This is a genomic window from Streptomyces sp. YIM S03343, assembly GCF_054729195.1.
The window spans coordinates 7,448,000-7,461,520 of the sequence record NZ_JBPUKX010000001.1 but is presented as its reverse complement, the minus strand read 5'-3'; the positions used below and the strand labels follow the sequence as shown (position 1 = coordinate 7,461,520).

General features: G+C 69.2%; 13 protein-coding genes. 4 read left to right on the top strand and 9 right to left on the bottom strand.

From position 1 onward, the window contains the following. Positions 1-100: 100 nt before the first annotated feature. Complete coding sequence (locus ACSYGN_RS32920; protein ID WP_460402132.1) at positions 101-1,120, top strand: LacI family DNA-binding transcriptional regulator; 1,020 nt, start codon at positions 101-103, stop codon at positions 1,118-1,120. Between the two features lie 98 nt (positions 1,121-1,218). Here the strand turns inward: ACSYGN_RS32920 and prcA are convergent, their stop codons facing one another. The 6 genes from prcA to arc form a co-directional block, all read right to left on the bottom strand. Next, a complete protein-coding gene (gene prcA, locus ACSYGN_RS32915) occupies positions 1,219-1,980 on the bottom strand; it encodes a proteasome subunit alpha (protein ID WP_460402130.1) in 762 nt (253 codons plus the stop codon). 61 nt (positions 1,981-2,041) lie between these two features. Further along, a complete protein-coding gene (prcB, locus tag ACSYGN_RS32910; RefSeq protein ID WP_460402128.1) occupies positions 2,042-2,887 on the bottom strand; it encodes a proteasome subunit beta in 846 nt (281 codons plus the stop codon). Beyond that, positions 2,839-3,444: an endonuclease domain-containing protein gene (locus ACSYGN_RS32905; protein ID WP_460402126.1), complete on the bottom strand. Its 606-nt coding sequence runs from the start codon at positions 3,442-3,444 to the stop codon at positions 2,839-2,841. The genes prcB and ACSYGN_RS32905 overlap by 49 nt, the downstream gene beginning before the upstream one ends. Positions 3,445-3,494: 50 nt before the next feature. Then, positions 3,495-3,713 carry a ubiquitin-like protein Pup gene (locus ACSYGN_RS32900; RefSeq protein ID WP_460402124.1) on the bottom strand — a complete coding sequence of 73 codons (219 nt, stop codon included), beginning with the start codon at positions 3,711-3,713 and terminating at the stop codon, positions 3,495-3,497. Positions 3,714-3,903: 190 nt separating this feature from the next. After that, a complete protein-coding gene (dop, locus tag ACSYGN_RS32895) occupies positions 3,904-5,415 on the bottom strand; it encodes a depupylase/deamidase Dop (RefSeq protein ID WP_460402122.1) in 1,512 nt (503 codons plus the stop codon). Positions 5,416-5,648: 233 nt separating this feature from the next. Next, entirely contained in the window at positions 5,649-7,415 is a 1,767-nt protein-coding gene (gene arc / locus ACSYGN_RS32890; RefSeq protein WP_460402120.1) for a proteasome ATPase, read from the bottom strand. A 247-nt stretch (positions 7,416-7,662) separates the two neighbouring features. On the opposite strand from arc, the gene ACSYGN_RS32885 reads away from it, so the two are divergent. Continuing rightward, complete coding sequence (locus ACSYGN_RS32885; protein ID WP_460402118.1) at positions 7,663-7,968, top strand: ferredoxin; 306 nt, start codon at positions 7,663-7,665, stop codon at positions 7,966-7,968. Positions 7,969-8,064: 96 nt separating this feature from the next. Here the strand turns inward: ACSYGN_RS32885 and ACSYGN_RS32880 are convergent, their stop codons facing one another. From ACSYGN_RS32880 to ACSYGN_RS32870, 3 genes are all read right to left on the bottom strand, one after another. Then, a complete protein-coding gene (locus ACSYGN_RS32880; protein ID WP_460402116.1) occupies positions 8,065-8,640 on the bottom strand; it encodes a hypothetical protein in 576 nt (191 codons plus the stop codon). A gap of 279 nt (positions 8,641-8,919) precedes the next feature. Next, positions 8,920-9,822 (bottom strand): tRNA (adenine-N1)-methyltransferase, encoded by a 903-nt coding sequence (locus ACSYGN_RS32875; RefSeq protein ID WP_460402114.1) that lies wholly within the window; start codon positions 9,820-9,822, stop codon positions 8,920-8,922. A 63-nt stretch (positions 9,823-9,885) separates the two neighbouring features. Further along, a complete protein-coding gene (locus ACSYGN_RS32870; RefSeq protein ID WP_460402112.1) occupies positions 9,886-11,478 on the bottom strand; it encodes a site-2 protease family protein in 1,593 nt (530 codons plus the stop codon). Positions 11,479-11,878: 400 nt separating this feature from the next. Here ACSYGN_RS32870 and ACSYGN_RS32865 point away from each other — a divergent pair, with 400 nt between their 5' ends. After that, positions 11,879-12,685 carry a RecB family exonuclease gene (locus ACSYGN_RS32865; RefSeq protein WP_460403881.1) on the top strand — a complete coding sequence of 269 codons (807 nt, stop codon included), beginning with the start codon at positions 11,879-11,881 and terminating at the stop codon, positions 12,683-12,685. Between the two features lie 15 nt (positions 12,686-12,700). Beyond that, positions 12,701-13,372 (top strand): response regulator transcription factor, encoded by a 672-nt coding sequence (locus ACSYGN_RS32860; RefSeq protein WP_358866141.1) that lies wholly within the window; start codon positions 12,701-12,703, stop codon positions 13,370-13,372. Positions 13,373-13,521 lie beyond the last annotated feature (149 nt).

The following is a 13,521-nucleotide window of genomic DNA, read 5'->3' as shown; positions in this document are numbered from 1 at the left end:
GGCGACGCCCGAGGCGGACGCCGAAGTTTTACGTATAACCCACCATGCCATACGTAGCATGAACGCTACTCACCAGTCCAGACGAAAGAGCAGACCACCCGTGGCACGAGGAAACACGCGCCCGACCAGCCGCGACGTCGCCCGACTCGCAGGCGTCTCCCAGGCCGCCGTCTCCCTCGTCCTCGGCGACAAATGGCGCGGCCGCGTCTCCGAACCCACCGCCCAACGCGTCCGCGAAGCCGCCCACCAGATCGGCTACCGCCCCAACCTCGCCGCCCGCAACCTACGCCTCGGCCACACCCGCACCGTCCTCCTCGTCGTCCCCGCCCTCACCACCGAATTCTTCGCCGGCGTCTACACCGGCGCCGCCCGCATCGCCGCCGACCACGGCTTCGGCGTCGTCCTCTACCCCTCCCCCGAAGGCATCGGCCCCGCCCGCAACCCCTTCGCCTCCGCCACCGCCGCCCTCGACGGCGTCATCGCCTCCTCCATGGCCGCCGACGCCCTCACCGCCATCCGCGGCGACCAACTCCCCCTCGTCATGCTCGACAGCGACCCCACCGCCAGCCTCGGCACCGCCACCGTCAACCTCGACATCGCCGACGGCACCCGCCAGACCGCCGACCACCTCCTCACCCTCGGACACCGCCACTTCCTCCACCTCGCCGCCGACATCGCCTCCTGGACCTTCGACATCCGCGCCACAGAACTCGCCCAGCGCCTTGCCGCCGTCCCCGGCACCACCCTCCGCACCACCCGCGCCCCCATCACCATCGACGACGCCCGCACCGCCACCGAGACCGCCCTCGGCGCCGCCGAAACCCCCCGCCCCACCGCCGTCGTCTGTGACGACGACAAACTCGCCGCCGGCGCCTACAAAGCCGCCCGCCGCCTCGGCCTGCGCATCCCCGACGACCTCTCCATCACCGGCGTCGACGACCTCGGCCTCGCCACCGCCATCGACCCCGAACTCACCACCGTCCACCTCGACGCCGAACTCTTCGGCGAACACGGCATGCGCGCCCTCCTCGCCGTCCTGGACGGCCGCGAACCCGACGCCGGCGACATCCCCGTCCAACTCGTCGTCCGAGGCTCCACGGCGCCCCCACAGACCCCCTGAAGCCCCACCCGCCCCCACCACAGCCCCCTGCCGACAGACCTGCGCCCCGGCCGGAAACACCAGCCGGGGCACACAGGAACACGACGGACCGGCCGCCGCTACTTCCCGTCCGAGTCCTCCGCGCCGTCCTCGGAGTCCTCCGACCCCTCAGACGCCCCCGCGGCCGCCTCCAGCAACCGCGCAAGCTGCGGACCCACGATCCGCCTGAACTTCCGCTGCTGCGGACGCGTACGATCCAGCACCGCCACCTCAAGACGCTCCGCCGGAATCTCCCGCTGCGTCCCATTGGTGTCCCGCGACAACGCCTGGACCGCCAGCTTCAGAGCCTCCGCCAGCGACATCCCGTCCCGATGACGCTGATCCAGATAACTGCTGATCTGCTCAGCGTTACCGCCCACCGCGACCGAACCGTGCTCATCCACGATCGACCCGTCATGCGGCAACCGATAGATCTGATCCCCCTCCGGAGTCTCCCCCACCTCCGCCACGACCAGCTCCACCTCGTACGGCTTCTCCGCCGCCGAAGAGAAGATCGTGCCCAGGGTCTGCGCGTACACATTCGCCAGACCCCGCGCCGTCACATCGTCACGGTCATAGGTGTAACCCCGCAGGTCGGCATACCGCACACCACCGATCCGCAGATTCTCGTACTCGTTGTACTTACCGGCCGCCGCAAAACCGATCCGGTCATAGATCTCACTGAACTTGTGCAGCGCACGGGACGGATTCTCACCGACGAACACGATGCCGTCGGCAAACTGCAGCACAACCAGACTCCGACCACGGGCGATGCCCTTGCGGGCGTACTCCGCACGGTCCGCCATGGCCTGCTGGGGCGATACATAGAACGGCGTCGACACCGGTCAACCGTCCCTTTCTGTCGAAGTCACTGCAATCACCTTGAAAAGACCGGACGCCCCGCTACAGCAGCGCCGCCCGCGGACCGTCCGGCTGCTCCAGACGCCGCGCCAGCACCGCACGAGCGATCTGAGACGACTCGTCCTCGGTGAGCCGGCGGAAACCGTCGTCCGTGATCACGGTGACGATCGGATAGATCCGGCGCGCCACATCAGGACCACCCGTCGCCGAGTCGTCGTCCGCCGCGTCGTACAGAGCCTGCACCACCAACGTGGTCGCCTGCTCCTCCGACAGATCCTCACGGAACAGCTTCTTCATCGCACCACGCGCGAAGATCGAACCCGAACCCGTCGCCGCGAACCCGTGCTCCTCCGAACGGCCGCCCGTCACGTCGTACGAGAAGATCCGCCCCTTCCCACGGTCCACATCGAACCCGGCGAACAACGGCACCACCGCGAGCCCCTGCATCGCCATGCCCAGGTTCCCCCGGATCATCGTCGACAGCCGGTTCGCCTTGCCCTCCAGCGACAGCTGCGCGCCCTCGACCTTCTCGAAGTGCTCCAGCTCCAGTTGGAACAGCTTCACCATCTCCACGGCCAGACCCGCCGTACCGGCGATACCCACCGCCGAGTACTCGTCCGCCGGGAACACCTTCTCGATGTCCCGCTGCGCGATGACATTGCCCATCGTGGCCCGCCGGTCACCGGCGAGCACCACGCCCCCGGGGAACGTCACCGCCACGATCGTCGTCCCGTGCGGCGCCTCGACCACCCCCTGCGTCGGGGGCAGCTGACGCCTGCCGGGCAGCAGCTCCGGCTGATGGTCGGAGAGAAAGTCCATGAACGAGGACGACCCAGGCGTCAGGAAGGCAGCTGGTAGACGCCCGGTGCTACGAGTGTTGGCTTCCACACGTTTCCTTCCACATAAGCGGCAGCCCGCCTTATGGCGTCGGGCCGATCCTTGAACTGCCCCAGCGCGGCATTGCAGCTGAAGCACAGTACGCCACGGACCCTACCCGTCTCATGGCAGTGATCCACGTGAACGGCCGGAGCAGCCAAACATATGCAACACACGCCCCCTTGCGAGGCGATCAGCTCGTCGCGCTCGGCTTCGGTGATGCCGTACTGGCGCTTCAGATGCCCGGCACGCCCTTCCGCGGCCCGGCACGCCTTGCATCGGGTCGACAGGCCGTCGGAGGCGGTGGCATTGCGGTGCCATTCGCTGAGCGGCTTGATCTCACCGCACGACCGGCACTGCTTGTACCCGGCGGGGACGTCCACCTTCTCCCTGACCGTCTTGCCCTTGGCCTCCTGGCGGCGCCGGTAGTGCGCGGCGCTGTACACGGCCACGCACTCCCGGCAGCGGGGCTGGAGGCCGTCGCGCCGGTTCTTGTCCCGCACGAAGGCCTCCAGCGGGAGGTCCCGCCCACAACCAACGCAATGTTTGACGTTCGGCTCGCTCGCCACCCGCCACCCCCGCTACCTTCGATCCGAAGGCGATAGACCCGAAACGACCTTCACTCTCCGCCTTTTTGCACGAAGGAGCGCACGAAGTCCTCTGCGTTTTCCTCGAGTACATCGTCAATTTCGTCAAGAACCGAGTCCACGTCGTCGCTCAGCTTCTCGTGCCGTTCCTTGAGGTCGTCCGAGGCCTGTGCGTCCTGGGTCTGCTCCTCGGTCTCCTCGTTCGTGCGCGTGGCCTTCTGCTGTCCGCCGCCGGTGTCCTTGGTAGCCATACCGCTCACCCCGCTCTTTTTCGCCCGACATGGTCGGCAGGTCGGCTTTCCTGCCGATCGGTGGTGATCAGACCCTACAAGCCGGGTCTGACATAGGTCCCGCAGTTTCTCCAACGTACGAGGACCACCTCGATGATTCCCGGGCGGGAGGATTTCCACCCCGCCCGGTACGCCTGCACCGGGGGCCGGATCAGCCGCCGGAGAGCACCCTGACCAGGTCTTCCGCGGTGCGGCAGCGGTCCAGGAGTTCCTTGACGTGATTTCGCGTTCCGCGAAGCGGTTCGAGGGTTGGGACGCGCTGGAGGGAGTCGCGGCCCGGGAGGTCGAAGATCACCGAGTCCCAGGAGGCGGCCGCGACGTCGTCGGCGTACTGCTCCAGGCAGCGGCCGCGGAAGTAGGCGCGGGTGTCCTCGGGGGGCGCCGTCCTGGCCCGGTCGACCTCGGTCTCGTCCAGAAGGCGCTTGATGCGTCCGCGGGCCGCCAGACGGTTGTAGAGGCCCTTCTCGGCGCGGACGTCGGCGTACTGGAGGTCGACGAGGTGGAGACGGGCGGCGTCCCAGCCGAGGCCGTCGCGGCGGCGGTAGCCCTCCATGAGTTCGCGTTTGGCGACCCAGTCGAGTTCGCCGGCGAGGCTCATGGGGTCGTTCTCCAGCCGGTTGAGGGTGTCTTCCCAGCGGGTCAGGACGTCCTTGGTCTGCTCGTCGGCGTCGGAGCCGTGGCGTTCCTCGACGTATTTGCGCGCGAGTTCGTAGTACTCCATCTGGAGCTGGACGGCGGTGAGGGTGCGGCCGCTGCGGAGGGTGACGAGGCGCTTGAGGGTGGGATCGTGGGAGACCTGGTGGAGGGTGCGGACGGGCTGGTCGACGGCGAGGTCCACGGCGATGAAGCCGTCCTCGATCATGGAGAGGACGAGGGCGGTGGTGCCGAGTTTGAGGTAGGTGGAGATCTCGGAGAGGTTGGCGTCGCCGATGATCACGTGGAGGCGGCGGTATTTCTCGGCGTCGGCGTGGGGTTCGTCGCGGGTGTTGATGATGGGGCGTTTGAGGGTGGTCTCCAGGCCGACCTCGACCTCGAAGTAGTCGGCGCGCTGGCTGAGCTGGAAGCCGTGGTCGTGGCCGTCCTGGCCGATGCCGACGCGTCCGGCGCCGGTGACGACCTGGCGGGAGACGAAGAAGGGCGTGAGGTGGCGCACGATGTCGGAGAAGGCGGTCTCGCGCTTCATCAGGTAGTTCTCGTGCGTGCCGTAGGAGGCGCCCTTGTTGTCGGTGTTGTTCTTGTAGAGGTGGATGGGCTGGGCGCCGGGGAGCGCGGCGGCGCGTTCGGCGGCTTCGGCCATGATGCGTTCGCCGGCCTTGTCCCAGAGGACGGCGTCGCGGGGGTTGGTGACCTCGGGGGCGCTGTACTCGGGGTGGGCGTGGTCGACGTAGAGGCGTGCGCCGTTGGTGAGGATGACGTTGGCGAGGCCGATGTCCTCGTCGGTGAGCTGGCTGGAGTCGGCTGCCTCGCGGGCGAGGTCGAAGCCCCGGGCGTCCCGCAGGGGGTTCTCCTCCTCGAAGTCCCAGCGGGCTCGTCGGGCCCGGTGCATCGCCGCCGCGTAGGCGTTGACGATCTGGGATGAGGTGAGCATGGCATTGGCGTTGGGGTGGCCGGGTACGGAGATGCCGTACTCGGTCTCGATGCCCATTACTCGCCGTACGGTCATGCGGCCCTCCTTGCCCGGCGGCGCCCTCGGTCGTGGGCGGCGCTCTCGTCCCGCCGGTGCTCCGGTGCGTGTGCGGTGCCCGTCCCCGCACGGTGCGACTCGGCGGTACCGACGAGCCTAGAACGCCGCTGTCCCGGTGGGGAGATCATTTGCGTCATTGCCTTGCTCCAGCGTGCCCCAAAAAGCAGTCGGCTGCGGGCACCCGGTGGGGGCGCCCGCAGCCTCCCTTGCTTTTACAGGTACTGCCCGGTGTTGGCCACCGTGTCGATGGAGCGTCCGGTGTCGGAGCCCTGCTTTCCGGTGATGAGGGTGCGGATGTAGACGATCCGTTCGCCCTTCTTTCCGGAGATGCGGGCCCAGTCGTCGGGGTTGGTGGTGTTGGGGAGGTCTTCGTTCTCCTTGAACTCGTCCACGCAGGCCTGGAGGAGGTGGGAGACGCGGAGGCCCTTCTGGCTGTGTTCGAGGAAGTCCTTGATCGCCATTTTCTTGGCGCGGCCGACGATGTTCTCGATCATGGCGCCGGAGTTGAAGTCCTTGAAGTAGAGGACTTCCTTGTCTCCGTTGGCGTAGGTGACTTCCAGGAAGCGGTTTTCCTCGGATTCGGCGTACATGTGTTCCACGGCCGTCTGGATCATGCTCTGGACGGTGGTGGTCTTGCTGCCGCCGTGCTCGCCGATGTCGTCGGCGTGCAGCGGGAGGCGTTCGGTGAGGTACTTGCCGAAGATGTCCTTGGCGGCCTCGGCGTCGGGGCGCTCGATCTTGATCTTCACGTCGAGGCGGCCGGGGCGCAGGATGGCGGGGTCGATCATGTCCTCGCGGTTGGAGGCGCCGATGACAACCACGTTCTGGAGGCCTTCGACGCCGTCGATCTCGGCGAGGAGCTGGGGGACGATGGTGTTCTCGACGTCGGAGCTGACGCCGGAGCCGCGGGTGCGGAAGAGGGATTCCATCTCGTCGAAGAAGACGATGACGGGGGTGCCCTCGCTGGCCTTCTCGCGGGCTCGCTGGAAGACGAGGCGGATCTGGCGTTCGGTCTCGCCGACGTACTTGTTGAGGAGCTCGGGGCCCTTGATGTTGAGGAAGAAGCTCTTGCCGGCGGCCTGGCCGGTGACCTCGGCAACCTTTTTGGCCAGCGAGTTGGCGACGGCTTTGGCGATGAGGGTCTTGCCGCATCCGGGGGGTCCGTAGAGCAGGACGCCCTTGGGCGGGCGCAGTTCGTGCTCCTTGAACAGGTCGGGGTAGAGGTAGGGGAGCTCTACGGCGTCACGGATGGCTTCGATCTGGTTGCCGAGGCCGCCGATCTGGTCGTAGCCGATGTCGGGGACTTCTTCGAGGACGAGTTCCTCGACCTCGCTCTTGGGGACGATCTCGTAGACGTAGCCGGAGCGGGGTTCGAGCAGGAGGGCGTCGCCGGGGCGGATGGTGACGTCCAGCAGCGGCTCGGCGAGCCGTACCACCCGTTCCTCGTCGGTGTGCCCGATCACGAGGGCTCGTTCGCCGTCCTCGAGGATCTCCTTGAGGGTGACGATGTCGCCGACGCTCTCGTACTCCATGGCCTCGACCACGTTGAGGGCCTCGTTGAGCATGACTTCCTGGCCGCGCCTGAGGTCGTCGAGGTCGACGCTCGGGCTCACGTTGACGCGGAGTTTGCGTCCGCCGGTGAAGATGTCGGCGGTGCTGTCGTCGTTGGCCTGGAGGAAGACGCCGAAGCCGGCGGGCGGCTGGGCGAGCCGGTCGACTTCTTCCTTGAGGGCGACGATCTGGTCGCGTGCTTCGCGGAGTGTGTTGGCGAGTCGTTCGTTCTGGGCGGACACGCCGGCCAGGTTGGTCTGCAGCTCGACGATCCGCTCTTCGAGAATCCTCGTGTGTCGCGGAGAGTCGGCGAGCTTGCGTCGCAGGACGGCGATCTCCTGCTCAAGGTAGGCGATCTGCCCGGCAGGGTCGTCGGACCCTCGTCCCGGGCGGATGCCGCGGTTCATGTCGTCGTCGTGGGCTGCCACGGTCCTCACCTCCTCCAAATGGGAGCTGGACGCTTCCAGACCCTACCTGGGTGGGTGTCGATTGAAACCCCTAGATCACAAAGACTGTCGGGGAGTGTCCGATCTTCACCCTTGCGCTCTTCCTCACGCGAGGGGGATACCCACTCAACATGATTGGGAAGCGGGCTTAGGTAGTGTCGAAGTGTTCAACACCCGTCGGAGCTGGCCTGATTCCCGGTACGGCTCGGCGCAGGAAAGGGCAGGGAAATTGGGCGTGGAGCGGAATTCGGGGGCGGCCGGCGAGGCTCTGGAGGTGTGGATCGACCAGGATCTGTGCACCGGGGACGGGATCTGTGTGCAGTTCGCGCCGGAGGTGTTCGAGCTGGACATCGACGGTGTGGCGTATGTGAGGGGCGCCGGGGAGGAGCTGCTGCAGGCTCCTGGTGCGGCGGCGCCGGTGCCGTTGCCGCTGGTGGTGGATGTGGTGGACGCGGCCCGGGAGTGTCCGGGCGAGTGCATTCATGTGCGGCGGATTTCGGACAGGGCGGAGATGTTCGCCGCTGGCGTGGAGTGATCGTCCGCGTACCGGTCGTGATCGTTGTCTGTTTGCTCACACGAGGTTGGCTCGTGTGAGGGGTGCTCGCATGAGCCGGTCCGGGGGTCTCCGGGGTCACACGGTCTGGGCTCGGCTGGGTGTCGAGCGTATGAACGCGCCGTCCTTCCATTGCCACTTGGCGGGCGTCTTGAGGTCGGGGCAGCAACTGGGCACGTTGGAGGTGGAGTAGCCGAGGAGGGTGGCGGTGACGGCGCCGGAGCGGACGGCGAAGTCGGTGACGGTGATGCGGTCCTTGGGGTCGACGAGGGTGGCTACGACGCGGGTGGCGCCGGCGGTGGTGCGGGTGAGGACGTAGAGGGCGTCGGGCGGGGTGCCCATGGCGGAGTCGCAGTGGACGACGGCGGCGGTCTCGGGGTTGCCGTCGCCGTCGAGGTCGCCGGTGGCCTTCTTGGCGACGACGGTTTTGACGGGGCCGCAGTCGAGGGGCCAGTGGACTCCGGTGGTGCTGGGCGGAGCGGCGGTGGCGGCGGACTTGGGCGGGGTGCCGCTGTCTTTCTGGGCGGCGGTCGCGGGTCCTGGCTGGAGGACGGAGGAGAGAGCGACGACACCGGCGATCGCTGTGGCGGTCGCGACCCAGTGGATGGGCTGGGTGGTGGTGTGTGCGAGTTCCGGGACCGCGGATTGCTGCACGAGGAGTGTCTCCTGCGAGGGGTGTGCCCGTGGGGGCGGAGGGGGTGGCCAGCATCGTGCCACACGTCACAGGGCTGGGGAACAGCGGGTGGCGGCGTCGGGCGACTTGTTTTCGCGTTGTCGCGCATGTCACGGGGTGTGCGACTGCGGTGGTGCGGTGCGGGGGTGGTGCGAGGTTGGTGCCGGCGCCGGGTCAAGGGGATGGCCGGACGGCGGAGTTCCCTCGCGTGCTCGGGAACTCCGCCGGGCCGGACGTGCGTTGGGCGGGTGCGGGGTCGGTCAGCGGGCGGTGCCGCCGTCGGCGTTGGGGCCGGCGTAGTCCTCGCCGTAGGCGCCCTTGGCGGGGCGTCGGCGGCGCATGGGGGGTTCGACGCCGTCGGCGAGGCGGCGGGCGGTGAGCAGGAAGCCGGTGTGGCCGATCATGCGGTGGTCGGGGCGGACGGCGAGTCCTTCGATGTGCCAGTTGCGGATCATCGTCTCCCAGGCGGTGGGCTCGTTGAAGGAGCCGATCTCGCGGATGGATTCGACGGTCCGGGCGAGCTGGGTGGTGGTGGCGACGTAGCAGCAGAGGATGCCACCGGGGACGAGTGCCTTGGAGACGGCTTCGAGGCATTCCCAGGGGGCGAGCATGTCGAGGATGACCCGGTCGACGTCGGTGTCGCTGAGGTTGTCCTGGAGGTCGCCGACGGTGAGCTGCCACGCGGGGTGGGGGCCGCCGAAGTAGCGTTCCACGTTCTGCTGGGCGATCTCGGCGAAGTCGGCGCGGCGCTCGTAGCTGTGGAGCATGCCCTGGTCGCCGATGGCGCGCAGCAGGAAGCTGCTGAGCGAGCCGGAGCCGACGCCGGCTTCGACGACGCGGGCGCCGGTGAAGATGTCGGCGAAGGCGAGGATCTGTCCGGCGTCCTTGGGGTAGACGACGGCGGCCCCGCGGGGCATGGACAGGACGTAGTCGGGGAGCAGGGGGCGCAGCGCGAGGTAGGCGACGTTGCCGGTGGTGCGGACAACGCTGCCCTCGGGTTGGCCGATCAGTTCGTCGTGCGGGAAGGATCCCTTGTGGGTGTGGAAGTTCTTCCCGGCTTCGAGCGTGAACGTGTAGTGGCGGCCCTTGGGGTCGGTCAGCTGTACCTGGTCCCCGACCTTGAAGGGCCCGCGCCTGCGGGCGGCACCGGTCGGTTCGGACATGTGACCAGCCTACCGGCCTCGGTGGGGGCCGGGGACCATGTGGGGCGGTGGCGGGGTGGGGGTTCAGCTGGGGCGGGCCATGGCCTTGACGAAGGCGCGTTCGACGTCGGCTGCGGAGAGGACGCCGTAGATCTCGCCGGTTTCCTCGACGACGAGGTATTCGGTGGCGGGGTGGGCGCGGAGGGCTTCGAGGAGGTCTTCTCCGGCGAGTTCGGCGGAGACGCGCATGCCGTCGGTGAGGTCTTGTGCGAGTCCGCCGACGTCGACCCAGGGGCGGCGGTGCTGGGGTACGCCGACGATGGCGGCTTCGCGGACGAGGGAGAGGGGGTTGCCGTCGGTGTCGACGACGACGAGGGCGCGGGCGCCTGCGGCGTTGGCGCGGCGGAGGGCCTCGGAGAGGGGGGTGTCGGTCTGGACGGGCACGGCGCGTCGGGTGAGGGTGCGGGCGCGGAGTTCGGGGAGGTGTTCGCGCAGGCGGGCGACGCGGAGGCTGTTTCCTGCGCCGGTCCAGATGATGGCGGCGAGGATGGCGGCGAGGAGTGCGTCGGTGACGGTGTCCATGCCGACGTTGTCTTCCGCGGTGCTGCCGAGGGCGCCGGCCTGGGTGAGGAGGGGGAGGCCGATGAGGACGGCGACGGCGAGGGCGCGGCCGACCCAGGCGGCGGCGACGGTGCCGCTCATGGGGCGGCCGGTGATCTTCCAGACGACGGCGCGGAGCATGCGGCCGCCGTCGAGGGGGAGGCCGGGGAGGAGGTTGAAGGCGGCGACGATGAGGTTGGAGATCATGAGTCCGGCGAGGAGGACGCCGGGGACGGTGCCGGGTTCGACGGGTTGGAGGGCGAGGTAGAAGATTCCGGCGAGGACGAGGGAGAGGAGGGGGCCGACGAAGGCGAGGACGAATTCGCGGCCGGGGGTCTCGGCTTCTTTCTCGATCTCGGAGACGCCGCCGAAGAACTGGAGCTGGATGCGGCGGACGGGGAGGTTGTAGCGGAGGGCTGCGACGGTGTGGGCGAGTTCGTGGATGAGGACGGAGGCGTAGAAGGCGACGGCGAAGAAGAGGGAGACGAGGTAGCGGGCGGCGCCGAGTTCGGGCAGGACGCGGTCGAGCTGGCCGCCGAAGACCCAGGTGATGAGGGCGGCGACGAGGAACCAGCTGGGTGCGACGTAGACGGGGACGCCGAAGGGGCGGCCCATGAGGATGCCGCCGCCGGGTTCTTTGGGCCGGGGTGGGGGGGTGCTTCTGGCGATGCGGGGGTCGTTGGGGGTGTGCGGGGCGTCGGGGGTGTGGGCGTAGGGGTGGTCGGTGTGCTTGCCGGTGTGGGGTGCGGCGGGGGTGTGGGTGGGGGGTTCTTCGCCGGGGGCGGGGTGGGGGGTGGCGTCCGGTCGGGGGTCGGCGGGCTTCGGGGTCTCGGGGGTGCCGTCCGCCTCGTCGGGGGTGCCGTCCGCCTGGTCGGGGGTGTGCTCGTCGTCGGCCGGGCCGTCGTCGGCCGGGCTGTGGGCGGCCGGGGCGGCCGGGGTGGGCGGGGTGCCGGGCTCCGGGTCGCGGCGGGTGTCCGCCGGTTCCTGGGCGTTCGTCGCCTCCGGCTGTGCACCGGTGCCGGGCCGTTCCCCGTCGTTGCCGGGGCGCGGCTGCCCGCTCCCGCCGCTCACGTCCACGGTGTCCCCTCGATCGAAGCGTCTCCCGTACCTGCCGGCCGGAAGGGTCTGGGGTCGATGGTATGCGGCCGTCGGGGTGTGTTCCGCCCCGGCACCCCTTGTGTTCTCCGTTCTGTCGCGCGGGCTGCCCCATGGGTTGTCCGCGGGGGCGCGCGGTGGGGTGCGGTGGGGTGCGGCGCGGCTGGGTGACTGTCGGTGGCGGGCCGTATGGTCTGGGGTCATGGAGACGAGTACCGAGGGTGTGGACGAGGTGTGCGACGGCGGTGTCGTGCCTGGTGGGGCGGGGGACGGCGGGGCGGGGGACAGTGCGGCAGGGAGCGGCGCGGCAGGGGACGGCGGGGCGGGGGTGAAGGAGGCGGCGGCTCCGGCGTCCCTGTCGCCGTCGCGTGCGGGTGACTTCATGCGGTGTCCGCTGCTGTACCGGTTCCGGGTGATCGACCGGCTGCCGGAGCGGCCGAGCGAGGCGGCGACGCGGGGCACTTTGGTGCATGCGGTGCTTGAGCGGCTGTTCGATGCTCCGGCGGCGGAGCGTACGGCGCCGCGGGCGAGGTCGCTGGTGCCGGGCCAGTGGGAGCGGCTCAGGGAGTCCCGGCCGGAGCTGGTGGAGCTGTTCGCGGACGATCCGGGCGGTGAGCGGCTGGCGGGCTGGCTGGCGGAGGCGGAGCGGCTGGTGGAGCGGTGGTTCACGCTGGAGGATCCGACGCGTCTGGAGCCCGCGGAGCGGGAGCTGTTCGTGGAGGCGGAGCTGGAGTCGGGGCTGCGGCTGCGCGGGATCATCGACCGGGTGGATGTGGCGCCCACGGGTGAGGTGCGGATCGTCGACTACAAGACGGGGAAGGCGCCGCGGCCGGAGTATGCGGAGGGCGCGCTGTTCCAGATGAAGTTCTACGCGCTGGTGGTGTGGCGGCTGAAGCAGGTGGTGCCGCGGCGGCTGCAGCTGGTGTATCTGGGGAGCGGGGATGTGCTGACGTACGACCCGGTGCTCGGGGACCTTGAGCGGGTGGAGCGCAAGCTGCTGGCGCTGTGGGAGGCGATCCGGGTGGCGACGGAGACGGGTGAGTGGCGTCCGCGGCCGACGAAGCTGTGCGGCTGGTGCGATCACCAGGCGCACTGCCCGGAGTTCGGGGGCACTCCCCCGCCGTATCCGCTGCCGCTGCGGGCGGGCGCGTCGGGGGGTGTCCGGCAGGGCAGAATGGGGCCGGACTAGCGAAGGAGACTTACGGTGGCCATCCGCGTCCTACTGGTTGACGACCAGCCGCTGCTGCGTACCGGGTTCCGGATGATCCTGGAGGCGGAGCAGGACATCGCGGTCGTCGGCGAGGCCGGCGACGGTCTGCAGGCTCTCGATCAGGTGCGGGCGTTGCAGCCCGATGTGGTGCTGATGGACATCCGTATGCCGCGGATGGACGGGGTGGAGGCGACGCGGCAGATCACCGGGCCGGGCAGGGACGGTCCGGCGAAGGTGCTGGTGCTGACGACGTTCGATCTCGACGAGTATGTGGTGGAGGCGCTGCGGGCGGGGGCGAGCGGTTTTCTGCTGAAGGACGCCCCGGCGAACGAGCTGGTGCAGGCGATCCGGGTGGTGGCGGCGGGTGAGGCGATGCTGGCGCCGAGCATCACACGGCGGCTGCTGGACAAGTACGCGACGCATCTGCCGTCGGGTGAGGAGCCGGTGCCGGACACGCTGCACACGCTGACGGAGCGTGAGGTGGAGGTGCTGAAGCTGGTGGCGCGGGGGTTGTCGAACGCGGAGATCGCGGCGGATCTGTTCGTCAGTGAGACGACGGTGAAGACGCATGTGGGGCATGTGCTGACGAAGCTGGGTCTGCGGGACCGGGTGCAGGCGGCGGTGTACGCCTACGAGAGCGGTCTGGTGCGTCCCGGGGCGCAGTAGGCCCGTACGACGGACCGGGACGACGGCGGACGACAGGGCGGCGGACGGCAGCGAAGGTCGACGGACGTCGGCGGACGGCACGGCGAAGCAAGACGGTGAACGGCGAAGGGCGTTCCCGCCTCCTGGGAGGTGGGAACGCCCTTCGTCTG